Here is a 23572-nt window from a genome sequence, read left to right as displayed (position 1 = left end):
CTTCAGCCCCGGTCCCTCAACCAGCCTCCAGCAATCTGGCGCTCACCACCTGGCCGCCTTGCGTCAGCCGCACCGCATCGCCGATCTCTTCGTCGAGCACCGGCCTGCCCTCCTCCGCGTCCCAGAAGGCGGAGAGGAAATTGTACAGGTTGCGCGCGAACAGCGCACTTGCATCGGGTGCCAGATGCGCGGGCGTGTTGGCGTAACCCATGATCGTGACACCATGGCGCGTAACCAGCTGGTCCGCCACTGCGCCTTCGACATTGCCCCCCTGCGGCACAGCAATGTCGAAAATGACGCTGCCCGGCTTCATGGTGGCGATCTGATCGTCGCTGATAAGGCGCGGCGCGGGCCGCCCGGGAATCAGCGCGGTGGTGATCACGATATCCTGCTTGGCGATATGTTCGGAAACGAGCTTGGCCTGCGCGGCCTTGTACTCATCGCTCATCTCGCTGGCGTAGCCGCCCGAACCTTCACCCTCGATCCCGCCTTCGGCGACGAAGATCGCCTTGGCGCCCAGCGATTCGATCTGCTCGCGCGTGGCCGAGCGCACGTCGGTCGCCGAAACCTGCGCACCCATGCGCTTGGCGGTGGCGATCGCCTGAAGCCCGGCAACACCCACGCCCATCACGAAGACGCGGGCGGGCTGCACCGTGCCGGCTGCGGTCATCATCATCGGAAAGGCGCGGCCATACTGGTCCGCCGCCGCGATCACGGCCTTGTAGCCGGACAGGTTGGACTGGCTGGAGAGCACATCCATGCTCTGCGCGCGGGTGATGCGCGGCATGAACTCCATGCTCAGCGCTTCGAGACCCGCCTTGGCGTAGGCATCGACCCGCTCTCGCTCCCGGAACGGATCGAACAGCGCGGCCACGAAGGCGCCCTCTTTCGCTCCGCCCAAAGTCGCGGGATCGGGCGCCTGGACGCCCAGCACGATGCCCGCATCCTTGAGCGCTTCCTGCGCAGGGCCTACGGTGGCGCCGACATCGGTGTAGGCCGCGTCCGAGATGGCCGCAGCCTCGCCCGCGCCCGCCTCGATCGCCACATCCGCGCCCAGCGCGATGAACTTCTTGGCGGTTTCGGGCGTCAGCGCGACCCGGGTTTCGCCTTCGGCCCGCTCCTTGAGTACCGCGATCTTCACGGCGTCAGGGCGCAATCAGCAGGATGATGATGAAGACGAGAACGCAGATGATCGGGATCGCCCACTTGAGGCTCGCCATGAAGCGTTCGTAGGTGCTGCGCGCCTTTTCGATATCCTTGGTGACGACTTCTTCGTTTGCGGCCATGGCTGGCGAATACTCCGTTCGGGATGGTCTGTGCGTCAGCGGTCTATCGCCGCGCCCTGTCATTCTCAAGCTATTGCTGGCCGCCCCTCCCCCGCAGACCGCATAAAGTAGCCTTAAGCTGGTCTTTACCGACATGCCGTAGAGCAACCGCCTGCACCGCAATGGGACGGTTCCCATGCGAATGGTTGGCGGGGGATCATGGCCGAACAGGAAGAACGTTTGCTGATGCTGATCGATGACGAGCCGGCGCAAAGCCGCCTCGTCACCGCTCTGGCTGCCCGCGAAGGCTGGCGAACCGTGGTCGTGAAGGACGCGGAGACCGCCATCGCCACGCTCGGCACGCGGCAGGGCATGCAATTGTCCGCCATCATCCTCGACCAGTGGGTGCCGGGCGATGCCGCGTGCGATCTGATCGCCGAATTGAAGCAGCGCCGCCCCGCCCTGCCGATCCTGATGCTGACCACCAGCGCCAGCCCGCTGCTCGCGGTGGAAGCAATGCGCGCCGGAGCGACCGACTACCTGATCAAGCCCGTCGCGCCGGAGCGGCTGATGCGCGCCCTTCGCGCCGCAACCCGCGTGGAGGCGCCGCGAAACGAGCTGCAGCCGCTGACCGAGAAGATGCCCGCCGTGCTCGATTTCGATGCCATGATCGGCACCGATCCGGCTTTCCGCATCGCGCTGGCCCGCGCCGCCAAGGCCGCCCGCGCGCACAGCCACGTGCTGATCGAAGGCGAAAGCGGCACGGGCAAGGAAATGCTGCTGCGCGCAATCCATGCGACCAGCCCCCGGGCTCGCGGCCCCTTCCGCCTCGTCAACGTGGCGGGCGTGCCGGTCAATTCGATCGAATCTGCACTGTTCGGGCACGAGAAAGGCGCCTTCGCCGGTGCCTTCGAAAGCCAGATGGGTGCGCTCCAGCATTGCGACACCGGCACGCTTATCCTCGACGAGATAGACCGCCTTTCCGCGGACCAGCAGGCCCGGCTTGCCGCGACACTGAACGACGGCATCGTCCGCCCGATCGGCGCAGCGCATGGCTTCCGGATCGACACGCGGCTGCTTTCCGCCAGCAACCGCCCGCTTTCCGAACTCGCGGCGAAGGGCCAGTTCGACCAGGATCTGCTCGCCGCGATATCCGCGACGCGCATCACGCTGCCGCCGCTGCGCGAACGCGCCGGCGACATTCCCGCGCTGGCCCGCCACTTCCTCGCCCGCATCGGCGACGAGCCGGGGCTGCGCCACCTCAGCCTAGCCGACAGCGCACTCCACCTGCTGTGCGCCTTCGACTGGCCGGGCAACGTCCGCCAGCTGCAGGCGGTGCTGTTCCGCGCGGCGGTGTTCTGCGAGGCGGAGATGCTCACCGCGAGCGACTTCCCGCAGCTGTCCGAACTGATCGGCGAACAGGCCGAAGGCAGCCATCACGTGCAGGAAGCCGTGGGCGTGATGCTCTATACCGAAGACGGCAACCTGCGCCCGCTCGAGGAGATCGAGGCCGATGTGATCCGCCTTGCCATCGGGCACTATCGCGGCCGCATGACCGAGGTTGCCCGCCGTCTCGGCATCGGGCGCTCGACGCTGTACCGCAAGCTCTCCGACCTCGGGATCGACAACGCCGCCTAACCGCCGTAGCGCCTCGGTGATGACCGAGGGATACGATTTTGCGAGCCGCACCGCTCTGATCACCGGCGCGGCATCCGGCATAGGTGCCGCCTGCGCCCGCTGGTTGGACCGGCAGGGCATCGAACGCCTCATCCTGATCGACCGCGATGGCGAGGGCCTGGGCAAGCTCGCTCTGTCCTGCGACGTCGAAACGCACGAGGCCGACGTTGCCGACGAGGGTTTCTGGCAAGGCCTCGAAACCAGGCTCGACCGGCTGGATCACGCCGTGGTCAACGCAGGCGTCGGGACCGGCGGCACGATCGCCGAGCTTGACTTCGCCGAGTGGCGCCAGGTCATGGCGATCAACCTCGACGGTGCCTTCCTCACCCTGCGCACCGCGCTCAACGCGATGCGCAAGGGCAGCGGCGGCAGTGTCGTCGTCACTGCATCCGTTACCGGGCTCAAGCCCGTCCCCGGGATCGGCGCCTATGGCGTTTCCAAGGCGGCGGTCGCCCACATGGCGCGGATCGCGGCGGCGGAGAACTCCCAGCACTCCATCCGCGTCAACGCCATCGCGCCGGGCGGCGTGGACACCGCGATCTGGAACTCGCCCGACCTTCAGGCCCAGTTCGCCCAACCCGGGCGCGAGGCGGTGATCGCGCAGATGGGCAAGACCACCCCGCGCGGGCGTTTCGCCACGGCGGACGAGCTTGCCCGCGATATCGGCTACCTCCTGTCCGATGCCTCTGCCAACGTCACCGGCACCGTACTTACCAGCGACGGCGGCTACACGCTCTAGAGCCGGTTCGGCGTGCGAAGGCACCTAACTCCTCATCACCGATCATTTCGGGCAAGTTCTTGCGCGATGAGGCCCGCGACACGATCGCTGCCTAATGTCGAGAAATGCACGTTATCGCGCATATAGGGCAAGCCTTCGCGGCTCACATAGTCGCAGCCGTTCGCATCGCAGAACAGCGGTGCGGGATCGACAAGAATGGCACCGGGGACCTGGTCGACCACCTCCTTCAGCATCGCGCGAACCCTCTGCGTGCTCCCGCCTTCGACCTGCCTCGCCGTGAGACGGCAGGTCTCGCTCGGCGCGACGAGCGGCCGGCCGAAACACCGCCTAACGTCGTAACCGAGTTCGGGCTTCGGGCCGACAACCACGATCCGCCGTCCGGGCCTTGCGAAAGACCGGAGGCGCGCGAGCAAATCCTTGCGAAAACGCACGCCATGAGGGTCCGCGACGCGTACCGACCTTGATTTGAAATCGAAGCGCCCCTGTTCATCGATCGCAGGCCAGGCCTCCCCGACGATCACCAGATCCACCTTGTCGCTGGCTGCCAGAACGCGATCCTGAAGCTCGCACTGCGAAGGTTCGGCGCTTGTCCACGCAACCAACCGGCACCTCCCGATGGAAAGGACGTTCGCGCCCTCGAAGCGCGGCTGGTCGATGATGCCGGGGGTCAGATGGTTGGCCAGGCTGTCCCCGATCAGCATGATCTCGGCCGCGCCTGCGCGCGACTGATAGCAGAAGGTATCGGCTTCATCGCCGAACGCTTCCCGGCAGATCTCATTCTCGGAATAATCCCAGTGCCATCCCGCGATCAGATCGTTGACCCGGTCGTCGCGCCGCTCTTCCGCCGATAGGGGGCGGAGCAGGACCAAGGCGATCACGGCCGCCGATGCCACCAGAATAGACGCCAGGAGGAAGCACAATTTGCGGAACGACCAGACCTTGCGCGCCGGCTCTTCGATGAAACGCCAGCTTGCCCATGCGATGAGGAACGAAAGGGCGATTCCCGCAACGCGCAACGCGTGTGGCGGCATGGCGTCATAGACGATGGTCGCGAAGGACAGGATCGGCCAGTGCCACAGGTAGAGCGAGTAACTGATCAGGCCGGTCGACACGACCAGCCGGTTCTGGATCAGGATGCGGCTCATCCAGTTGGTCTCGCCACCAAGGATGACGAGCAGCGTACCGACCACCGGTATCAGCGGTGTCCAGGTCGCAAAATCCAGCACCGCAAGCGGCATCAGCATCGAAATGGCCATCAAGCCGATCCCCAGCGCGGCAAGCCACGGACCCCATTTGTAGAAATAGGTCCATCCGACGCGATTGAGGATGATCGCGGCGAGCCCGCCCGACAGCAATTCCCAGGCGCGCGCAAAGGGGGAATAGTAACTCTCGGATAGCGCATCGAAAGCCAGTTGCGCGTACAGGAACGAACCCGCGACCAGGATTGCGGTCAGCCAGGCGCGACTGATCGCGAAGCGGAAGCCGAGCACCAGAACGGCGGGCCAAACGAAGTAGAACTGCTCTTCGACCGCCAGCGACCAGACGTGGCGAAGCGGCTTGTAGATCGAAGCGTGGTCGAAGTAGCCCGCCTCGCCCATCAGTTGAAAGTTCTGGAAGAACAGCACGCTGGCCAGGAAATGGCGCGCCAATTGTTCGTATTCGAAGCGCATCAGGATCGCGGCGCCGGCCACCAGGGTTGCCAGCAATGCGACGAGCAGGGCCGGAAGGATGCGGCGAATCCGTCTCTCGAAGAAGTTGCGGAAGCTGAACCGTCCGCCATCGATCTGGTCGATCACGATACGCGTGATCAGCAGGCCCGAGACGATGAAGAACATGTCGATCGCGAGATAGCCGTTGGGCATCACGCTCGGGAAATTGTGATAGATCAGAATCCAGAGCATCGAAATGCCGCGCAATCCGTCCAGATCGCGGCGGTACTTCCCATGCCCCAGCTTGTTCGCCGCAGGTGTTTCTGCCGTCATCCAGGCAGGTCCGCGAAATCGGTAAGCGCCGCATCGCGCAGGCCGCGCCATACGTCGCGCGCCTGCACCGTTTCGGGCACGTCGTGGACGCGCAGCAGCTGTGCGCCCGCATCCATCGCCGCGAGCGCGAGCGCGATGCTGCCGCCCAGCCGCGCATCGGCCGCCGCCTCCTTGCTCAGCGCGCCGATCATCCGCTTGCGGCTCGCGCCGAACAGGATCGGCTGGCCGAGCGCATGGAACAGCGGCAGCGCGTTGATCAGCGCGAGATTGTCGGACAGCGACTTGCCGAAACCGAGGCCCGGATCGAGCAGGATTTTCTCCCGCGCGATCCCCGCCGCGACTGCCGCATCGCGCCGTTCGCGAAGCGCGTCGAACACATCGAACACCACGCTTTCGTAGCTCCCGCCCTCATGCAGGTCGTTGCCCGATCCCGGCGCGTGCATCAGCACCACCGGGCAGCCGGTCTTCGCCACCAGTTCGGCGGAGCGCGGGTCGTAGCGCAGCGCGGAGACATCGTTGACGATCCCCGCCCCCGCCTGCAGCGCCGCCTCCATAGTACCCGCGCGGCGCGTGTCGATGCTGACCGCCGCGCCCATGCTGGCAGCGGCTTCGACTGCGGGGACGACGCGGCGGATCTCCTCTTCCTCCCACACGGCCTCGGCATTGGGCCGCGTACTCTCGCCGCCAATGTCGATGATCGCCGCGCCCGCCTCGACCATCGCCGCGATCGCATCGCGCGTGCCCGCTGGATCGCCCACATGCTTGCCGCCGTCGGAGAAGCTGTCGGGCGTCACATTGAGGATGCCCATCACCTGCGGCTGGTCGAGGCGCACGGTTCGCGCACCCAGCTCCAGCGCCGGGTGCGCCATGCGCAGGTTGGTCCACTGCGTTTCAGCATCGGCGGCGACGCTGTCGGGCAATTGCCCGAGCACCTGCGCGATGGTTGCGGGCGAAGCACGCCAGCGTTCGACCACTTCGCCATCGCGGCGGCAGGTCACCGCAAAGCGGCTGGCATAGACGAGCCCCCCGGCGAGCCGGATCGCATCGCCCTCCTCGCTCTGCGGACCCGGCGCGAAGCCGATCGGGCGGATGTAGACTGTCTCGCTCATGCGCCCTTACCTAGCCGCTCTGTCGGGTTCCTGACACACCTGACACACAGTCCTGGGGTCAAAAAGTGGCGGGAGGAGCGAGCGCGAAATTTCAGGTGGAGGAGTGGTGCGCTGCGCATGGCCGACATCCTAGAGCGAACGCACGAAGTAGGACAGGCGCCTGGTGCCCAATTGGCACCCCGGCCTGCGAGCCGGAATCAGGCCATTTCCAGTGCGCCGGGAAGAGAAGCCAACACGCCAGCACCCGCTTGCAACCGGCACTCTCTATCGAGCCGGGCATCTTTCGGCATTGTGCGCCCAGCTTTGTAATTGTTGGCGAGTCGGATGGCGGGCCCGGCGGCAGCCCTCAATCACGAGCAGGCTCGGCGCCGACGCGGTACAGATGGGTCGGCTCGTGGCGGTAGCGCAGCTTTTGCCAGATCGGCTCCGGGATCGCTGCATCTGCCCCCGTCATCATAAGCAGACGTACCATGGCATCCGGTTCGGGCTCGTAGGCGGCGACCAGCTGCCAGCCGGCTTGCGGCTGGTAGTCCGGCTGCTGCGCGGCCGTCATGTGGGCATTCGCCTCGGCCGAGCGCGCGGGATTGTAATAGTAGAAGTCGCCGTCACGCGGCGGCTCTGCCACGGCGCGCGCGGTGGTGCCGGACCAGCGCAGGAGGTATTCCGCCCGGTACAGCGTCATCGGATCGGTATGAACGGTCAGCCCCGGCCTGTCGCTCAGCGCCTGCACCAGTTGCCGCTCTCCGAAAATCGGGTTCTTGTTCTCGACCAGAATGCCCAGCGCATTGGTGGAAAGAAGGATCGCCAGCGCGCCCAGGCCGATCAGGCGCAGACGTTGCGTCTGGCTGCCCAGCAGCCGCGCCACACCGATCCCCGTCAGCAGGCAGGCGATGGTCGACGTTACCATGAAATAGCGCGGGTTGAGCGGCAGCAGGTTCTGCACGGCGCCCACGCAGATCCACCAGCACAGGCCGAACAGCGCCAGGATACGCGCAAGGTGGCGCAGGCGCGGCTCGATCGAGGCCCCGAAGCAGAGCCATGCCGTAAACGGCACGGCAAACAGCATCAGCGCCATGAATTCCTGGTTGATGAACAGGACCAGCACCGGGTCGATCAGCGGGTGCACCAGCACATTGCCTGCAAGGTCGATCGTGCGATCGATCGTCGCATCGTGATGGAGCGCGATGTTGAAGCGATACAGGGGATCGCCGGTCATGATGCCCAGATAGACGAGCTCCAGGCTCCACACCGCGAGGAAGCCTGCCGCGATCCAGAGGTAATGCCAGCGCGAGAAGCGATGCCCGGCGAGGAACAGCAGGGCAAAGAAGGGGACCGAGAAGATCGCGGTTTCCCGCGCCAGAAACGCCACCCCTACCAGCGCACCGACCAGGAACAGCCGCCGCGCATCCGGCCCGGTCTCGAGGCAGCGCCACAGAACGAACAGCCCGCCCATCAACAGCGTCATTTCGGGAATATCGATGCTCGCGATCGAGGCCTCTACGGCGATCAGCGGGCAGGTGACCACCAGCAGCAGGGCGACAAAGGCCGCCAGTCGCCCGGCCACCCCGCACAGCACACGCCAGGTGAAGAACAGGAAAACCAGCAGATAGGCGAGAGACGGCAGGATCGCGGCCACCTCGCCCTCGCCAAAGACAAGGAAGGACAGCGCGATGGGGATGGTCAGCGGATAGCGGATCGTCCCATGTCCGCCAACGAAGGGAAACTGCTCCAGCCAGCCATAGGCACCCACGACATAGGTCGCATCGTCGGAGGCGATGAACCCCACCCAGCCCAGCGCCAGGCACAGCGCGAAAATGGTCAGCGCAAGCCAGAGGCCGCGGTGCCCTTTGGCGATCCAGTCCAGAGCCCGCTGCATCACGCTGCCCGGTAAACCCACAGGCGCGACAGCAAGAAGGCGAGCACGATCACCACCGCATCGGTGGCTATGCGCGCCAAGAAGGCATTGGCCTGCACTTGCTCCACAAGCAGCCACAGCAAGGCGGTGGACAGCGCGATGTTGCCCAGCAGCACGGCGCAATAGGACACGAATTGCCGCCGCGCACCGTGGCGCTGCTCCCACGAAAAGGTGAAATGCCGGTGCAGGAAGAAGCCCAGCAGAGCGCCCGCAACCTTGCCGCCCAGATTGGCGGCCAGATAAACCGCCGGCGCCGCCAGCAGGATCGCCGAGAACACGAGGTAATCGCAGGCGACCACGATCGCGCCGACGATGCCGTAGCGCATGGCCTGCGTGGTAACGGTGCGCGCGCGCGTCATGCTACGTTCGTCGCCTCCCGTCTGCGCGTCCCACTCAGCAGCTCGGTGAGGGACGGGGCCGGTTGCAGGGGATGCTTCGGCTCGTTCGCCATGTCGAAGGCGAGGAAATTCAGCAGCAGCTGGAAGCCCAGGATGATCGGCAGCACGGCGACCATCACGGTGCCGGTGCTGGCGATATGGCCCGATGCGAGCGAATCGTACCAGTGTACCATGCCGAACACCACGCCGAACAACAGCATCGCACTGCCCGCGAGCAGCTGGACCGAGGCAAGGCTGAAATCGCGCAACAGGTAGTTGTAGAAGATCCGCTTCACCATTTCGCGCAGGTGCTTGATCAGGAACTGGCCGGATTCGCGGCGGATATTGAGGTTGCTGATCTCTTCGCCATAGACCGCTTCCATCGGCACGTCGGCGACGACGGCGCGCGCGTTGCCGAGATTGATCAGCATGTCCGTTTCGAAGAAGTAGCGCTCCGAGATATTGGCCGGCTCCAGCATTTCCAGAGCGCTGGCATGGATCGCGGTATAGCCGTTGGTCGGGTCGAAGAGGCTCCAGTATCCACTGGACAGCTTGGTCACGAAAGACAGCGCGGCATTACCCCACAGGCGCAGGGCCGGCATCTTGCGCACATTCCAGATCGAATGGAAGCGGTTGCCCTTGGCGTAATCGGCCCGGCCTTCCAGAACGGGGCGGGCAATCCGCCCGATCAGGGCCGGGTCCATCTGCCCGTCGCCATCCAGCTTGACGATGACATCCGCCCCTGCAGCCAAGGCCGCCTGATAGCCCGTCATCACTGCCCCGCCGACGCCCTTGTTCTGCGCGTGCCGGATGACCCGGACCCGCGGATCGCTGCAATTCTCCTCGACATGGTTGCCCGATCCCTCGGGACAGGCATCATCGACCACGAAGATCATTGCGACCTCCGACCCGATCCGGCCGATCACATCGAGCACGTGCGCAAGCACCTTGTAGCTGGGGATCACCACGGCCAGGGTCTGGTCGAGACGGATCGGTGCTAACCTGCTCATTCTTTGCCTGCCGAATAGGGGACTGCGCCAAGGGTCGAAAACGTAAGTATTGCCGTGGTTTGCAGGTGTCCGAAGCTATCGGGTCAAGATCAACCGCAAAGCACACGGTGTCCCATTTTCGGCCCGGATCAGGGGCAAATGATAACCCCGTCCATCGCCCGCGAGAGCCGGGCCGCGTCGCCCCCTCTTCGCTCTGCGGGCGGGTGCGAAGCCGATGGGGCGGCCGGAGACCGGTGTACGCAAAAGAGCTGGCCGCTGGCGCATTTGTTCAAGACCGAACCGCGCTTTCCCCCCATCTGGTGCGGGATCACTTGCCACAGGAGTTACCGATGATCCTTCGCTACACGATCATGTATGTCGAGAATGTCGAGCAGACGCTGTCGTTTTACGAGCGCGCCTTCGGGCTGGAGCGCGGGATGGTGCACGAAAGCGGCGATTATGGAGAGCTGGTCACCGGAGAGACCAAGCTCGCATTCTCGTCTGTCGCGTTGATGCGCCAGCTTGGGAAAAGTCCGGCGAGGGCCGACCCCGACGCGCCCGTTTTCGAGATTGCATTCGAGACCGATGATGTCGCGGGCATGTTGGAAAAGGCCGAGAGTGCTGGAGCGATCGTGAAGCAACCGGTGCGCGCGGAGCCCTGGGGGCAGACGACCGCCTATGTCGCAGACCCCAACGGCTATCTCGTCGAAATCTGCTCCCCGGTGCAATCCCCCGACAAGTGACGCTCGAGGCTGCGCGCAGAGGCCTATTGATATCCCTTGGCCTGGAGGACGTCGGCAAACGGGACTCCGCGCCGGACCTGACCGGGGGTGACGCCCAGCCATCGGCGAAACTCCCGCGTCATGTGCGCCTGATCGGAAAAGCCTGCATCAATCGCAGCGTCCGCAAGCTCGGCCTGCGTCGCACCCGTGGCTGCGAGCAATGCTGCAGATCGGCGCACACGCGCAAGCCGTCGCCACCACGAGGGAGCCCGGCCCGTGCCGGTGACGACGAGGCGTTGCAAGGTGCGGGTGGAAACACCCGCCCTTCGCGCTGCCTCGGATGTGCTTGCGGCATGTTTCAGCGCGGTGAGTGCATCGCGGACCTGGGGGCACTCGATCAGGACGTCCTGCAGAACCGCCCAGTCAACCTCCTCGGCGCTGTCACGTGGTGCCAAGCGCGACAGGTTCCCCTTCACACCGACGCCGGGCCGGAGACGGAAGCCGATAAACCTGTCACCCGGCTCCACCGCGACACGACGCGGAATATCGTCCAGCTCGGTTGCGAAAATAAAGGGCGCCGCGCCCCTTGGCTGGCAAACAATCAGATCGCGGCATCCGCCGGGAAAAACGGTTGTCCATTCGGCGGTGTCGGCTGTGAAAGACCATCCGTCGAGAAGGAGGGAACTCATCCGCTATCCCTTAGTCTTCCGGGCTGGCAATCATCCCGCGCGGTCGTTTACTTCACCCTTGCGGCGGGTATCAATCCTCCGTCGCGAGCAGGTAGAGCTGCCGCGCGGCGTCGAGCGGCTTCACCAGCCCCTCGTCCTCGAAGTGCCAGAAGGTCCAGCCGTTGCAGCTGGGGGCGCCTTGCAGGTCCTTGCCGACCTGGTGGATCGAGCCGACCAGCTTATCTGAAACCAGCGACCCGTCGGCGCGCACGTTCGCGGTCCAGTGGCGCTTCTTGTCGAACACCTGCGTGCCCGGTTTGACGAAGCCCGCCTCCACCAGCGTGCCGAAGGCCACGCGGGGCGCGGTTCGCTTGCTCTGCATCGTGGTCAGCGCGCTTTCGTCGAGCGGGAGTTCCTTCTCGATCCGCGCCCTCGCCACCTTGCGATAGCTCTCCTCGCGCTCGCAGCCGATCCATTCGCGGCCCAGCCGCTTGGCGATCGCGCCGGTGGTGCCCGTGCCGAAGAACGGGTCGAGCACCACATCGCCGCGCTCGGTCGTGGCGAGCAGCACGCGATAGAGCAGCGCCTCGGGCTTCTGCGTCGGGTGCGCCTTGTGGCCGCTCTCGTCCTTCAGCCGCTCTCCCCCGGCGCAGATCGGGAACGTCCAGTCGCTGCGCATCTGGAGTTCGTCGTTCAACGTCTTCATCGCGCGATAGTTGAACTGGTAACGCGCCTTTTCGCCCTGGCTCGCCCATATCAGCGTCTCGTGCGCATTGGTGAAGCGCGTGCCGCGGAAATTAGGCATCGGGTTGGTCTTGCGCCACACGATGTCGTTGAGGATCCAGAAGCCCAGATCCTGCAAGGTCGCGCCCAGGCGGTAGATATTGTGGTAGCTGCCGATCACCCACAGCGCGCCATCGGGCTTCAGAACGCGCCTGCACTCCGCCAGCCAGGCCTTTGAGAAGTCGTCATAAACCTTGAAGCTGTCGAACTGGTCCCAGTGATCGGTCACCGCATCGACATGGCTGCCGTCGGGCCGGTTGAGATCGCCGCCCAGCTGCAGGTTGTAGGGCGGATCGGCGAACACGAGATCGACGGAATTGTCGGGCAGCTTGCGCATGGCCTCCACGCAATCGCCGTCCAGAATCTGGCCGAGCGGCAGTTCGGGTGCGACCGGTGCCGGTTTCGCGCGAGCAGCCCGCACCCTCGTTTTCGTTTCTACGACCATTCTGACGTGCGTCCCCCAAAAACCTGCTGGTCGGCTGCGGTGATCCGCCCGCCGAGTTATCCACAGGGGGACTCGTGAGTCCTCGGCGAGTCCCCGTCAAGTCAAACTTGGTAAATGATTAGGGTTGACGCCGTGTAAACGCCTGTTCGCTCAGGCGAAAGCGAGCGCCGTATTGCCCGCGAAGGCGCCCAGCATCAGCAGGCCCGTCAACCGCCCGATACCCGGCATGAAGCGGCACATAAGCAGCAGCATGAGCGCCGAGGCGGCGGCGATCGGCCAGCCATATTGCAACAGTTCGGACGGCAGCGGCTGGCCCGATACGGTCATGGTGACGCCGCCGATCAGGAGCAGGTTGAAGATATTCGATCCCAGCACGTTGCCCATCGCCAGCTCGGCATGGCCACGAAAGGCTGCGACCGCCGATGCGGCGAGTTCGGGCAACGACGTGCCGACCGCCACGATGGTGAGGCCGATCACCGTCTCGCTCACGCCAAGGTCGCTGGCGATCTCGATGGCGCCGGTAACCAGCCAGCTACCGCCGAACACCAGCGCGGCGACCCCGGCGGCGAAGAACAGCAGCGAAAGCAGGAAGTTGGGTGGCGCCGCGGTTTCCTCCGCCTCCGCTTCCGCCTGAAGGGGCGGATGGCGGTAGCGCCAGATGATATAGATCATCAGCGCCACCAGCAGGGCGACGCCGATGAACGGCGATCCGACCTCTTGCCACGCGATTGCCCACAGGATCAGCGTCATCGCGAGTGCCACGACCGAATCGCGGCGGCCAACCCCGGCAAGCATGATCGGCGCGATCAGTGCCGCGCCGCCGAGGATCAGCAGCGAGTTGGCAATGTTGGAGCCGACGATGTTGCCCCACGCGATCTCGGGCGATCCGGCCACCACCGCCTGCACGCTGGCGACCATTTCCGGCATCGATGTCGCCGCGCCGACGATCACGAGGCCGGTGAACAGCGTCGAGACGCCCAGCTTGCGGGCAATGCCCACCGCGCCACGCACCAGCAGCTCGCCCCCGAGGGCAAGCGCGACGAGGCCGATAGCGACAAGGATGAGAGCACCGGTCATGGGGAAATGTCTCTAGCACGCCCTCCGCCGAGGCAAAGAGGGGGCGCGCAAAGAGCTATTGATGAATCGGGAGGCCGGGCCCGGCGTTTATGTCGCAGGCGGCAATCCCGGATCGATCCCGGTCATGTCCTTCGAGATTTCCCAGAGCCGCGCGGCGAGCAGCGGATCGCGCGCGGTTGCCGTGGCCACCGCACGGCCCGAGGTTGCGCCGGTCGCCTCCATGAAGCCGTAGGGCCCGTAATAGTCGCCACCCTGCGCGGCCGGGTCGGTCGCCGCCTGAAGCGCGGGCAGTGCGCCCTGCTTCGCGGTGTTGAGCAGCGTTGCGGCGATCGGCATGACCAGCTTCGCCCAGCCGACCTGCCGGGTCAGTTCGGTCTTCGCTACGCCGGGGTGGCACGCAATGCTGGCGATGGGCGATCCCTTGGCGCGCAGCCGCCGGTCCAGCTCCAGCGCGAACATCAGGTTGGCAAGCTTGCTCTGGCCGTAGAATTTCTGGCGCGCGTAATCATGTTCGCCCGCGAGATTGTCGAACTGGATCGAGGCCGGGCGGTGCGCGATGCTCGACTGGGTGACCACGCGCGGGGCCTTGCCCTTCGCAAGGGCAGGCAGCAGCAGGCTGGTCAGCGCGAAATGGCCGAGGTGATTGACCGCGAAGTGCTTTTCCGCCCCGCCCGTGGAAATCTCGTGCGGCACCCACATGATGCCCGCGTTGTTGACCAGCAGGTCCAGCGTGTCGATGCCCTCGGCCGCCTTGCGGACCGAGGCCATGTCGGCAAGGTCGAGCTCAACCAGCTCGATCTGCGCGTCCGGCACGGCCTTCAGCATGTCCTTGCGGGCAGCTTCGGCCTTGGTCAGGTCGCGGCACCCCATGAGCACCCTTGCGCCCCTGTCGGCCAGCATTTCCGCGATGTGGTATCCGATGCCGGTATTGGCGCCGGTGACCAGCGCGGTCCGTCCCGTCTGGCCGGGAATATCGTCGAACGTGAAACCCTTCATGCGATCATCTCCGCGATCATGTCCATCTGGGCCACGGGTGCGAAGCTGCGGCGGTGCAGCGGGCATGGCCCATGTTCCCTCAATGCCTGGAGATGCTCTGCGGTCCCGTAACCCTTGTTCCGGTCCCACCCGTAATGCGGATGATCGGCTGCGGCGGCGACCATCAGACGGTCGCGCCATTGCTTGGCGACGATGCTGGCGGCGGCAATCGCGGGCTCTCGCGCGTCGCCGCCCACGATGGCGCGGGCGGGCCATACCCAGCCCGCATCGCGGCCCTGCGGGGTGAGATTGCCGTCTATCAGAACCATGTCCGGCGCGCGGCCCATTGCTTCGGCCACGCGCGCAACCGCCAGCGTCATCGCATGCATTGTCGCGCCGAAGATGTTGCGCCGGTCGATCTCTTCCGGCTCCACCACCGCCACGCCCCACGCGCAGCGCCTGCGCACCTGCTCGTCCAGCGTGGAACGCTTGGTGGCCCCAAGCTTTTTGGAATCGTCGAGCCCTCCCGGGCGCGGCTTGCACAGCGCCACCGCGGAGGCCACCACCGGCCCCGCAAGCGGCCCCCGCCCGGCCTCGTCGACGCCGACGATCAGCATTCCGGGCGGGCACTGGGCCGCAAATTCGGAAAAGGGACTTGCTGCGAACGTGACCATGAATCGATTTCTTTCGGCCCTGATCGTTACCAGCGCAGGCATGGCCCTCTCAAGTTGCGGCAATGCCAGCACGGGGGAGAACGGGCCGAGCGCCAACACCCCGTCCGCTTCCAGCGCCCCTGTATCGGGCGCGGCAGACGAGACCGTGGGCCCCTTCGCCGTGCAGAACATGGGCACCTTCGAAGAGCCGTGGGCAGCGGACTTCGTGCCCGGCACGCATTACCTCGTCATTACCGAAAAGGCCGGATCGCTGGCTGCCGTCGACACGCGGACCGGGCAGCGGATGGAAATCACCGGCGCGCCGCGCGTCGATTACGGCGGCCAGGGCGGACTTGGCGACGTCGCCTTCCTGCAGAGCGAGGCGGATGACGAGATCGGCACCCGCACGATCTACCTGAGCTGGGCCGAAGCCGGTGACGGCGATACCCGAGGCGCGGTCGTGGGGCGCGGGCAGCTGGTTTGCCAGGCAAATGCCGATTGCGCAGTCGAAGACCTGAACGTGATCTGGCGGCAGACCCCCAAGGTGACGGGGCGCGGCCACTACTCGCACCGCATCGCCTTCAGCCCGGACCAGCAATATCTGTTCGTCGCCAGCGGCGACCGCCAGAAGCAGACGCCCGCACAGGATACCTCGAACACGCTGGGCACGGTGGTTCGCCTGAACCTCGATGGCAGCGCGGCGGCGGGCAATCCGCTGGCGGATCGCGGATCGCCCAGCGACCAGATCTGGAGCTGGGGCCACCGCAATATCCTGGGCCTGCAATTCGACAGCGCCGGGCGCCTCTGGGATCTGGAGCACGGCCCCGCAGGCGGCGACGAGCTGAACCTCGTGCAGCGCGGCAACAACTACGGCTGGCCGGTGCGGTCCGAAGGCGACAACTACAACGGCACGCCCATCCCCGATCACTCGCCCGACGATGGCTTCACCAAGCCCGCCATCGAATGGACTCCGGTTATCGCGCCGGGCGATTTCCTGTTCTATTCGGGCGACATGTTTGCCGACTGGCGCGGCGATGCGCTGATCGCGAACCTCAAGGAACAGAATATCGTGCGTGTCGATATGGACGGCACCACCGCCACCGAGGCCGCCCGCTACGAGTTCGGCGAAAGACTGCGCGAAATCGTACAGGGCCCGGACGGCGCGCTCTACGTGCTGGAGGATGGCAAGAACGGCCGGCTGCGCAAGCTGACGCCAGCGGGATAGACGGACCGGATCGATCCAAAACGGTCGACAGCGGGCGCGCGGGGGATTAACCCGCGCGCCCGTTCGCTTTCAGGCCTTGCCCATGCCCACCATCGTTCCCTTCGACGCCGTACCACCGGCGCTCCACGAGCAACTGCTCGACGCCGCCTTCGGCGCGGACCGGACCTCGCGCACCGCCTATCGTATCCGCGAGGGGCTGGATCGGCTGGCCGGCCTGAGCTTTGCCGCGCTGGATGACGAGGAGTTTCTGGCGGGCACGATCGAATTGTGGCCGGTCTCGCTGACCGACGAGGACGGGCGGCAATATCCGCTGCTGATGGTCGGCCCCGTGGCGGTCGCCCCCAGCCGCCAGAACGAAGGCTATGGCCGCGCGTTGATGGCTGCGGCGCTGGGCGCGGTCGAAGGCATGGCGAGCGACGATGCGCCCGCTTTGCCGCAGGTGCTGATCGGCGATCCCGAATATTACGGCAAATGGGATTTCACCGCCGCACCGACGGCCGAGTGGGATACGCCCGGCCCGGTCGAGCAGCATCGCCTGCTGGTGCGCTGCGCCAATCCTGCAATCCTGCCCCGGCGCGGGATGCTGGGGCCGTGGCGCCAGGGCGATGATCGGGCCGAAGATCAGCCACAACCCCGCACTTAGCCCGAATTGCGCCAGCCCCGTGCTTCTGCCAGAGAATTCCCGCAATGCCCTACGAACCCCCGCCCCATCTTGCATCGCTGACCCTGTCGCAGATCGCCGAGCAGGTGCAGGCGCGCAAGCTGCCCCCCGTCGATAACTGGGCGCCGCAGAAAGAGGGCGATTCGGGCATGCGGATCGCCGCCGACGGCACCTGGTTCCACGATGGATCGCCGATCACGCGCGAGGCGATGGTGCGGGCCTTTTCCGGCCTGCTGATCCGCGACGAAAGCGGCGCGCATTTCCTTGTCTCTCCGTTCGAGAAGCTCTCCATCGAAGTGGAGGACGCAGCCTTCGTCGCCACAGACATGGCGGTGCGGGACGAAGACGACAGAACCGCCCTCGCCTTCCGTCTCAACACGGACGAGCTGGTGATCGCCGGGCCGGACCATCCGATCGCAGCGCGCGGGGACGCGGAAACGCCCGCGCTCTATCTGGGCGTGCGACGCGGGCTGGAAGCGCGGCTCAACCGCAGCACCTACCAGCAGCTTGCCGAGCATGCGCTTGCCACTGGCGATGACTGGACCGTCTCCAGCGCGGGCGAAAGCTTTCGCCTGAAGCCGTGAGCGCGCTTTTCGACCGCCTCCAGCGCGTGTTCGATGACGGGCACGGCGTCGAACTGCCCGATCTGCTGACCGATGCGCGCTTTGCCGGGAACGATCCACGCCCCGCCGCCGTGCTGGTCGCCGTGACCGACCGCCCGCAGCCGGGCCTGATCCTGACCCAGCGGCCGCACGACATGCGCGACCATCCCGGCCAGGTTGCGCTGCCCGGCGGCAAGCTGGACCCGGGCGAGAACTCGATCGAGGCCGCGCTGCGCGAGGCGGAGGAGGAACTTGCCCTGCGCGCGCGCGATGTCCGCGTGGTCGGCGCGACCGATCGCTATCTGACCGGGACCGGCTTCGAGATCACCCCCGTGCTCGGCATGATCCCGCCCGACCTTCCGCTGCGGGCCAACCCGGCAGAGGTGGAAAGCTGGTTCGAGGTGCCGCTGGCCACCGTGCTCGATCCGGCGAAATACGACGAACAGTATGCCCTGTGGCGCGGGGCGGAGCGCCGCTTTTACGAACTGCATCACGAAGGCTATCGCATCTGGGGCGTGACCGCGGCGATCCTGCTCAACCTCTCGCGCCGTCTCCAACTGACGGAGCTGTTCGATGACTGAGGTCCTGCCAAAGGCCGAATGGACGCAGCGCGCCGATCTTGCCGCGCTGGCAACTGCGCTGGGTGCGCAGAACATCCGCTGGGTCGGCGGCGCGGTGCGCGACACGCTGCTGGGCCACCCCGTCAAGGATATCGACGCGGCCACGCCCCTGCGGCCCGAAGAGGTCGTGGAAGCGTGCAAGGCCGCGGGGATCAGGACCGTGCCCACCGGAATCGATCACGGAACGATCACCGCCCTGCTGGATGGCGGCCCGGTGGAGGTGACGACGCTGCGTCATGACGTCAGCACCGATGGTCGCCGCGCGACGGTGGCCTTCGCGCAGGACTGGCGCGAGGATGCCGCAAGGCGCGATTTCACCATCAACGCGCTCTACGTCGATCCGCAGACACTGGAAATATTCGATTATTTCGGCGGGCTGCACGATCTGGACGCGCGCCGCGTGCGCTTCATCGGCGATCCGCACCAGCGCATCCGCGAGGATCATCTGCGGATCCTGCGCTACTACCGCTTCCAGGCGCGCTTCGGCGCCGACCTGGATGAAGCAGCGGAGGAAGCCTGCGCCGAGCTGGCGCCGACGATGAAGGGCCTGAGCCGCGAACGGGTGGCGATGGAGCTGATGGCGATCCTTGCCCTGCCCGATCCCGCCCCCACGATTGCGCGAATGCGCGCACGCGGCGTGCTGCCGGTGATCCTGCCCGAAGCGGGCACCAGCCAGATCGCGGCGCTGCAACGCCTGATCGAGACCGAAGCCCGCTTCGAGGCGGAGGGGAGCGCGCTGGTCCGCCTCGCGGCACTGATCCCTGCGGTCGAAGGCGTGGCTGAAAGCGTCGCCGCTCGGCTGCGCCTCTCCCGCAAGGACCGCGATTGCCTGGCGTGTCTGGCAGGCGCGCGCGACGCGGATGGGGATGCCCCGAAGGCGCTGGCCTATTCGCATGGCGGAACCTGCGCGGCGGGGCGCCTGCTGCTGATCGGGGCGGACCCGCGCCCGCTGGGAGACTGGGAAATTCCGGACCTCCCCCTGAAGGGCGGCGAGATCGTCCAGCGGGGCCTTTCGGGTGCCGATGTCTCGCGCATGCTGCGCAAGGTGGAGGCGCGCTGGATCGAGGAGGATTTTCCGGGCCGCGAACGGGTCCTAGGGCTGCTCGAAGAGGAATTGTCTGACCGAACAACCTCTTAAGCTTGCCTTCATGCGCAAGATTCTAAAGTCTGCGCATCGGATCGGGATGGCATGCCTTTGGGCTGTTGACGCCTTTTTGCCATATTCCCATACCGACCAGCCCGGATAGAGACCGATTTGGCTCAGGCGCCTGCCCCCGGCGGGACCGTCCGGTACGACCGACCGTTTCCCTGGGTGAAAGCCCTTACTGCGGCCCCAGGCCGCGACCCGACGAAGGAGAGAATACCCGTGAAGTTCAAGACTGCCCTTGCCGCCGCCGCCGCGTTCACCCTGGCGACTGCCGCCCAGGCCCAGATGGGCCCGGAAACCGGCGCGACCGTATATGAAAGCACGGACGGCGAAGTCGGCGGCGTGATCGGCACGATCGTACAGATGGACGGCGAAACGATCGTCGTCGATATCGACGGCATGAAGGCATCGCTGCCCGCCGGTGCGTTCGGCGAAGGCCCCGAAGGGCCGGTGATCGCCGTCACGAAGGCCCAGCTCGTGCAGATGCTTCAGGCCCAGAACGAGCAGGCCGTGGCCGCGCGCGATGCAGCGCTGGTCGCCGATGCGGCGGTGTTCGATTCCGAAGGCGCGCAGATCGGCACGATCCAGTCGGTCGACGGCGATAGCGCGGTTCTGGAAATGACCGAAGGTGCCGTCACCGTTCAGCGTGAACAGTTCGCGGCAGACCAGAACGGCGTGCTCCTCGTACTCATCCCGCGTGCGGACCTCGTAGCCGCGCTTGGCGGTGAGCCCGCACCTGCACCGCAGGGCGGCGAAATGGCCGAACAGGACGCCGAATAAACGGACCAGCAGTTCCCTCGGAGCCACCACTCTCGAGGGTCGCAAGGGGCGGGTCGCATGCCGGAAGGTGTGCGGCCCGCCTTTTCGTTGGGGCCCTTGCCACCCCGCGGGTTAGCGCAAAATCAGAAACGATTATCGCGCGGGAAGCCGTTGGGCGGCATCCGGCCCGCGCCGCCACGCGCGACCTTCCACTGCCACATCTCCGGCTCGGTCCGCGTGCGTTCGCCCGAACCGCCCATCTGCCAGCTGAGGCCGTCCTCCAGCCGGAAGGTGGTGACATCGGCCATCCCGCCATCGCGGTAGCGTTGCAGCTGGACGCCCTGCCCGCGCTGCATCTCGGGCATTTCTTCCAGATTGAAGACCACCAGCTTGCGGTTGTCGCCCACCACGGCAACGTGATCGTGCCCCTCGCCGATATGCGCCACCTTGGCCAGTTTGGCATCGCCCTTCAGCGTCATCACCGCGCGGCCCTTGCGCGTCTCGGCCAGCAGATCGTCGCTCTTGATGACGAAGCCCTTGCCCGGCGTGCTGGCAAGCAGCAGCCGCTCGCCCGGTGTGTGCGCCCATGCGGCCACGATGTGCGCGGCATTGTCGATGTCCAGCGTGGTGCGCACCGGCTCCCCGAAGCCGCGCGCGCCGGGCAGCTTGTCCGCGCCCAGCGTGAAGAAGCGCCCGTCGTCGGTCGCCAGCAGCAGCTTGTCGGTCGTCTGTGCGTGGAACACGAAGGCGAGTTCGTCGCCTTCCTTGAACTTCCATTCCTGCGTCAGATCGACATGGCCCTTCGCCGCCCGGATCCAGCCGCGCTGCGACATGATGACCGTGATCGGTTCCTTCTCGATCATCGCGTCCATGCTGAATTCCACCGTTGGCGCGGCTTCGGATATCAGCGTGCGCCGCGCGCCCAGATCGGTTGTCTTGGCGTAATCCTTCTGCAGCGCCTTGAGGTCGCGCTTGAGGCGGCGCTTCTGCTTGGCCGGATCGGCGAGCAGCGCTTCGAGTTCGCCCTGTTCCTTCAGCAGGTCGTCCTTTTCCTGCCGCAGCTGCATCTCCTCCAGCTTGCGCAAGCTGCGCAGCCGCATGTTGAGGATCGCTTCGGCCTGCCGGTCGGTCAGCCCGAACTCCGCCATCATCACCGGCTTGGGCTCGTCCTCGGTCCGGATGATCTCGATCACCCGGTCGAGGTTGAGGAAGGCGATGATATAGCCTTCGACCAGCTCCAGCCGCCGTGCGATCTGTTCCAACCGGTGGCGGCTGCGGCGCTGGAGAATGTCGATCTGGCTGGCGATCCAGTTCTGCAGCAGCTCCTTCAGGCCCATCACCAGCGGCGTGCGCGTGGCATCGAGCACGTTCATGTTGAGCCCGAAGCGCGTTTCGAGGTCGGTCAGGCGGTAGAGCGATTCCTTCAGCAGCTCCGGATCGACATTGCGGCTGCGCGGGACGAGGACGATGCGCACAGCCTCGTCGCTCTCGTCGCGCACGTCCTCCAGGATCGGCACCTTCTTGTCCGCGATCACCTGCGCGATCTGTTCGATCAGCTTGCCTTTGGGCACCTGGTAGGGGATTTCGCTGATGACGAGCTGCCACTGCCCGCCGCCCAGTCGCTCTATCCCCGCCTCGCGGTCTTCCTCGCTCGCTGCTTCGGCGGCATGGAAACGCGCACGGATGCGGAAGGAGCCCCGGCCGGTTTCGTAGGCTGCGCTGATCGTCTCCGGGCTGTCCACGATCAGGCCGCCGGTGGCGAGGTCGGGCCCCTGCATCAGCTGCATCAGCTCGGCATGCTCGATTGCGGGCTTGTCGATCACCGCCAGCGTCGCCGCGATCACCTCGTCCACATTGTGGCTGGGGATGTTCGTAGCCATGCCCACTGCGATCCCGCTGGCGCCGTTGGCCAGCAGGTTGGGGAACAGGCCGGGGAAGATGAGCGGCTCTTCCTCCTCGTTATTATAGGTCGGCACGAAGTCGACGGTGCCTTCGTCGAGCCCCGCCATCAGGGCCATCGCCGTCCGGGTCAGCCGCGCTTCGGTATAGCGGGCGGCAGCTGCATTATCGCCATCGATATTGCCGAAGTTCCCCTGCCCTTCGACCAGCGGATATCGCAGCGAGAATGGCTGCGCGAGGCGCACCATCGCATCGTAGACGGCGGTATCGCCATGCGGGTGGTACTTGCCCAGCACCTCACCCACCACGCGGGCGGATTTCTTGTAGGCGCTATCCGGCCCGAGGCGCAGCTGGCGCATCGCCCATAGCAGGCGACGGTGGACCGGCTTCAGCCCGTCGCGCAGATCCGGCAGCGAACGCGCAGTGATCGTGGAGAGTGCGTAGACAAGATACCGCTCCGACAGAGCGGTTTCGAACGGCGCATCGACGATTGCAGCCAGAGGTTCGGGGGGGGAATCGGGCTCTTGCGCGCCCTGATCATTGGAAGCCATCGGTTCGCCCTATCACCGGCTCGCCCTGGCCAGAAGCGCGGAACGCAGGACTTTCCCCGCCCGTTTACTCCGCGAAACCGCAATCGACACGAAAGGAATTCACCATGGCAAAGCGCGTCATGATTCTCGCCACCAACGGCTTCGAGCAGTCCGAACTGTTCGATCCCAAGCAGAACCTCGAAAACGCAGGCATCGAGACCGAAGTGGTCAGCCTCGAATCGGGAGAGATCAAGGCCTGGGACAAGGACGACTGGGGCAAGACGATCAAGGTCGACAAGACCGTGGACGACGTCGCCAACTGCGAAGGCTACGACGCCCTCCTCCTCCCCGGCGGCCAGATCAACCCGGACCTGCTGCGCGTGAACGACCGCGCAGTGGCCATCGTGCGTGAATTCAACGCCGCAGGCAAACCGATCGCCGCGATCTGCCATGCTCCGTGGCTGCTGATCGAAGCCGATCTGGTGAAGGGCAAGACCCTGACCAGCTACCACTCGATCCGCACCGACATGACGAATGCGGGCGCCAATGTGGTCGATCAGGAAGTCGCGGAAGACGGCAACCTCATCACCAGCCGCAATCCGGACGATATTCCCGCGTTCTCGGATCGCCTCATCAGCCGCGTGCTGGAGAAGGTGCCCGAAGACGCCTGATCGTCTCGAAAAACCGAAATTACGCAGCCCGGTCGCAGCAATGCGGCCGGGCTTCTTCGTTGGGGCTTTGTCCGCCCGTCCG

Annotated in this window: 23 protein-coding genes; 10 read left to right on the top strand and 13 right to left on the bottom strand. The window is 65.8% G+C overall.

The window, feature by feature from the left end; translation table 11 throughout:
- Window positions 1–16 precede the first annotated feature (16 nt).
- Both ADAD_RS0111915 and ADAD_RS17135 read right to left on the bottom strand, forming a co-directional pair.
- The gene (locus ADAD_RS0111915; protein ID WP_010414045.1) at window positions 17–1141 is read right to left on the bottom strand and encodes an NAD(P) transhydrogenase subunit alpha; all 1125 of its coding nucleotides are present in this window, start codon (window positions 1139–1141) and stop codon (window positions 17–19) included.
- A 4-nt stretch (window positions 1142–1145) separates the two neighbouring features.
- Window positions 1146–1286 carry a hypothetical protein gene (locus ADAD_RS17135; RefSeq protein WP_010414043.1) on the bottom strand — a complete coding sequence of 47 codons (141 nt, stop codon included), beginning with the start codon at window positions 1284–1286 and terminating at the stop codon, window positions 1146–1148.
- A gap of 198 nt (window positions 1287–1484) precedes the next feature.
- Here ADAD_RS17135 and ADAD_RS0111905 point away from each other — a divergent pair, with 198 nt between their 5' ends.
- On the top strand, window positions 1485–2903 hold the full coding sequence (locus tag ADAD_RS0111905; RefSeq protein WP_010414040.1) for a sigma-54-dependent transcriptional regulator: 1419 nt from the start codon (window positions 1485–1487) through the stop codon (window positions 2901–2903).
- A gap of 19 nt (window positions 2904–2922) precedes the next feature.
- The gene (locus ADAD_RS0111900; protein ID WP_010414038.1) at window positions 2923–3681 is read left to right on the top strand and encodes an SDR family NAD(P)-dependent oxidoreductase; all 759 of its coding nucleotides are present in this window, start codon (window positions 2923–2925) and stop codon (window positions 3679–3681) included.
- A 35-nt stretch (window positions 3682–3716) separates the two neighbouring features.
- Here the strand turns inward: ADAD_RS0111900 and ADAD_RS16415 are convergent, their stop codons facing one another.
- The 5 genes from ADAD_RS16415 to ADAD_RS0111875 all read right to left on the bottom strand — a co-directional run bounded on the left by ADAD_RS16415 (window position 3717) and on the right by ADAD_RS0111875 (window position 10074).
- Complete coding sequence (locus tag ADAD_RS16415; protein ID WP_010414037.1) at window positions 3717–5663, bottom strand: acyltransferase family protein; 1947 nt, start codon at window positions 5661–5663, stop codon at window positions 3717–3719.
- Complete coding sequence (gene folP, locus ADAD_RS0111890; protein WP_010414035.1) at window positions 5660–6772, bottom strand: dihydropteroate synthase; 1113 nt, start codon at window positions 6770–6772, stop codon at window positions 5660–5662. Before folP ends, ADAD_RS16415 begins: the two co-directional genes overlap by 4 nt.
- A 346-nt stretch (window positions 6773–7118) precedes the next feature.
- On the bottom strand, window positions 7119–8648 hold the full coding sequence (locus ADAD_RS15935) for an ArnT family glycosyltransferase (RefSeq protein WP_010414032.1): 1530 nt from the start codon (window positions 8646–8648) through the stop codon (window positions 7119–7121).
- Complete coding sequence (locus tag ADAD_RS16410; protein WP_158005192.1) at window positions 8648–9013, bottom strand: GtrA family protein; 366 nt, start codon at window positions 9011–9013, stop codon at window positions 8648–8650. Before ADAD_RS16410 ends, ADAD_RS15935 begins: the two co-directional genes overlap by 1 nt.
- Window positions 9014–9042: 29 nt before the next feature.
- Entirely contained in the window at window positions 9043–10074 is a 1032-nt protein-coding gene (locus ADAD_RS0111875; protein WP_010414029.1) for a glycosyltransferase family 2 protein, read from the bottom strand.
- A 329-nt stretch (window positions 10075–10403) separates the two neighbouring features.
- Between ADAD_RS0111875 and ADAD_RS0111870 the strand changes: the two genes are divergently transcribed.
- The gene (locus ADAD_RS0111870) at window positions 10404–10796 is read left to right on the top strand and encodes a VOC family protein (RefSeq protein WP_010414027.1); all 393 of its coding nucleotides are present in this window, start codon (window positions 10404–10406) and stop codon (window positions 10794–10796) included.
- A gap of 23 nt (window positions 10797–10819) precedes the next feature.
- On the opposite strand, the gene ADAD_RS16405 is transcribed toward ADAD_RS0111870, so the two are convergent.
- From ADAD_RS16405 to ADAD_RS0111845, 5 genes are all read right to left on the bottom strand, one after another.
- Entirely contained in the window at window positions 10820–11464 is a 645-nt protein-coding gene (locus ADAD_RS16405; RefSeq protein WP_010414024.1) for an AraC family transcriptional regulator, read from the bottom strand.
- Between the two features lie 70 nt (window positions 11465–11534).
- Window positions 11535–12671: a site-specific DNA-methyltransferase gene (locus ADAD_RS0111860; protein ID WP_010414022.1), complete on the bottom strand. Its 1137-nt coding sequence runs from the start codon at window positions 12669–12671 to the stop codon at window positions 11535–11537.
- Between the two features lie 150 nt (window positions 12672–12821).
- A complete protein-coding gene (locus ADAD_RS0111855; RefSeq protein WP_010414020.1) occupies window positions 12822–13748 on the bottom strand; it encodes a calcium/sodium antiporter in 927 nt (308 codons plus the stop codon).
- Between the two features lie 87 nt (window positions 13749–13835).
- A complete protein-coding gene (locus ADAD_RS0111850) occupies window positions 13836–14744 on the bottom strand; it encodes an oxidoreductase (RefSeq protein ID WP_010414019.1) in 909 nt (302 codons plus the stop codon).
- Window positions 14741–15397 (bottom strand): ribonuclease HII, encoded by a 657-nt coding sequence (locus tag ADAD_RS0111845; RefSeq protein WP_010414017.1) that lies wholly within the window; start codon window positions 15395–15397, stop codon window positions 14741–14743. The genes ADAD_RS0111850 and ADAD_RS0111845 overlap by 4 nt, the downstream gene beginning before the upstream one ends.
- Between ADAD_RS0111845 and ADAD_RS0111840 the strand changes: the two genes are divergently transcribed.
- The 6 genes from ADAD_RS0111840 to ADAD_RS16400 all read left to right on the top strand — a co-directional run bounded on the left by ADAD_RS0111840 (window position 15396) and on the right by ADAD_RS16400 (window position 20411).
- Complete coding sequence (locus tag ADAD_RS0111840) at window positions 15396–16601, top strand: PQQ-dependent sugar dehydrogenase (protein WP_010414015.1); 1206 nt, start codon at window positions 15396–15398, stop codon at window positions 16599–16601. The two genes, ADAD_RS0111845 and ADAD_RS0111840, sit on opposite strands and share 2 nt — an antisense overlap.
- Window positions 16602–16683: 82 nt before the next feature.
- Entirely contained in the window at window positions 16684–17244 is a 561-nt protein-coding gene (locus tag ADAD_RS0111835; RefSeq protein ID WP_010414013.1) for a GNAT family N-acetyltransferase, read from the top strand.
- Window positions 17245–17288: 44 nt separating this feature from the next.
- A complete protein-coding gene (locus ADAD_RS0111830; protein ID WP_010414011.1) occupies window positions 17289–17846 on the top strand; it encodes a DUF1285 domain-containing protein in 558 nt (185 codons plus the stop codon).
- Window positions 17843–18445, top strand: a complete 603-nt coding sequence (locus ADAD_RS0111825; protein WP_010414010.1) for a CoA pyrophosphatase — start codon at window positions 17843–17845, stop codon at window positions 18443–18445. The genes ADAD_RS0111830 and ADAD_RS0111825 overlap by 4 nt, the downstream gene beginning before the upstream one ends.
- The gene (locus tag ADAD_RS0111820; protein ID WP_010414008.1) at window positions 18438–19622 is read left to right on the top strand and encodes a CCA tRNA nucleotidyltransferase; all 1185 of its coding nucleotides are present in this window, start codon (window positions 18438–18440) and stop codon (window positions 19620–19622) included. The genes ADAD_RS0111825 and ADAD_RS0111820 overlap by 8 nt, the downstream gene beginning before the upstream one ends.
- 228 nt (window positions 19623–19850) lie before the next feature.
- Window positions 19851–20411, top strand: a complete 561-nt coding sequence (locus ADAD_RS16400; RefSeq protein WP_010414006.1) for a hypothetical protein — start codon at window positions 19851–19853, stop codon at window positions 20409–20411.
- Window positions 20412–20533: 122 nt separating this feature from the next.
- Here the strand turns inward: ADAD_RS16400 and parC are convergent, their stop codons facing one another.
- Window positions 20534–22840 carry a DNA topoisomerase IV subunit A gene (parC, locus tag ADAD_RS0111810; protein ID WP_010414005.1) on the bottom strand — a complete coding sequence of 769 codons (2307 nt, stop codon included), beginning with the start codon at window positions 22838–22840 and terminating at the stop codon, window positions 20534–20536.
- Between the two features lie 104 nt (window positions 22841–22944).
- On the opposite strand from parC, the gene ADAD_RS0111805 reads away from it, so the two are divergent.
- Window positions 22945–23490 (top strand): type 1 glutamine amidotransferase domain-containing protein, encoded by a 546-nt coding sequence (locus ADAD_RS0111805; RefSeq protein WP_010414003.1) that lies wholly within the window; start codon window positions 22945–22947, stop codon window positions 23488–23490.
- The last annotated feature ends 82 nt before the right edge of the window (window positions 23491–23572 follow it).

This window comes from Citromicrobium sp. JLT1363 (assembly GCF_000186705.1).
Lineage (GTDB): Bacteria > Pseudomonadota > Alphaproteobacteria > Sphingomonadales > Sphingomonadaceae > Alteriqipengyuania.
Note: the sequence above shows the minus strand (reverse complement) of the source record. Positions and strands in the feature narration are given on the sequence as shown.

Bases quoted from the DNA above. Each gene is read 5' to 3' on its own strand.
- ADAD_RS0111850 (WP_010414019.1), bottom strand. From the start codon at position 14,744: ATGAAGGGTTTCACGTTCGACGATATTCCCGGCCAGACGGGACGGACC.
- ADAD_RS0111860 (WP_010414022.1), bottom strand. From the start codon at position 12,671: ATGGTCGTAGAAACGAAAACGAGGGTGCGGGCTGCTCGCGCGAAACCG.
- ADAD_RS17135 (WP_010414043.1), bottom strand. From the start codon at position 1,286: ATGGCCGCAAACGAAGAAGTCGTCACCAAGGATATCGAAAAGGCGCGC.
- ADAD_RS0111840 (WP_010414015.1), top strand. From the start codon at position 15,396: ATGAATCGATTTCTTTCGGCCCTGATCGTTACCAGCGCAGGCATGGCC.
- ADAD_RS16410 (WP_158005192.1), bottom strand. From the start codon at position 9,013: ATGCGCTACGGCATCGTCGGCGCGATCGTGGTCGCCTGCGATTACCTC.
- ADAD_RS0111855 (WP_010414020.1), bottom strand. From the start codon at position 13,748: ATGACCGGTGCTCTCATCCTTGTCGCTATCGGCCTCGTCGCGCTTGCC.
- ADAD_RS0111830 (WP_010414011.1), top strand. From the start codon at position 17,289: ATGCCCTACGAACCCCCGCCCCATCTTGCATCGCTGACCCTGTCGCAG.
- ADAD_RS0111875 (WP_010414029.1), bottom strand. From the start codon at position 10,074: ATGAGCAGGTTAGCACCGATCCGTCTCGACCAGACCCTGGCCGTGGTG.
- ADAD_RS0111905 (WP_010414040.1), top strand. From the start codon at position 1,485: ATGGCCGAACAGGAAGAACGTTTGCTGATGCTGATCGATGACGAGCCG.
- ADAD_RS16405 (WP_010414024.1), bottom strand. From the start codon at position 11,464: ATGAGTTCCCTCCTTCTCGACGGATGGTCTTTCACAGCCGACACCGCC.
- ADAD_RS16415 (WP_010414037.1), bottom strand. From the start codon at position 5,663: ATGACGGCAGAAACACCTGCGGCGAACAAGCTGGGGCATGGGAAGTAC.
- ADAD_RS0111820 (WP_010414008.1), top strand. From the start codon at position 18,438: ATGACTGAGGTCCTGCCAAAGGCCGAATGGACGCAGCGCGCCGATCTT.
- ADAD_RS0111805 (WP_010414003.1), top strand. From the start codon at position 22,945: ATGGCAAAGCGCGTCATGATTCTCGCCACCAACGGCTTCGAGCAGTCC.
- ADAD_RS0111835 (WP_010414013.1), top strand. From the start codon at position 16,684: ATGCCCACCATCGTTCCCTTCGACGCCGTACCACCGGCGCTCCACGAG.
- ADAD_RS0111845 (WP_010414017.1), bottom strand. From the start codon at position 15,397: ATGGTCACGTTCGCAGCAAGTCCCTTTTCCGAATTTGCGGCCCAGTGC.
- parC (WP_010414005.1), bottom strand. From the start codon at position 22,840: ATGGCTTCCAATGATCAGGGCGCGCAAGAGCCCGATTCCCCCCCCGAA.
- ADAD_RS0111870 (WP_010414027.1), top strand. From the start codon at position 10,404: ATGATCCTTCGCTACACGATCATGTATGTCGAGAATGTCGAGCAGACG.
- ADAD_RS0111900 (WP_010414038.1), top strand. From the start codon at position 2,923: ATGACCGAGGGATACGATTTTGCGAGCCGCACCGCTCTGATCACCGGC.
- ADAD_RS15935 (WP_010414032.1), bottom strand. From the start codon at position 8,648: ATGCAGCGGGCTCTGGACTGGATCGCCAAAGGGCACCGCGGCCTCTGG.
- folP (WP_010414035.1), bottom strand. From the start codon at position 6,772: ATGAGCGAGACAGTCTACATCCGCCCGATCGGCTTCGCGCCGGGTCCG.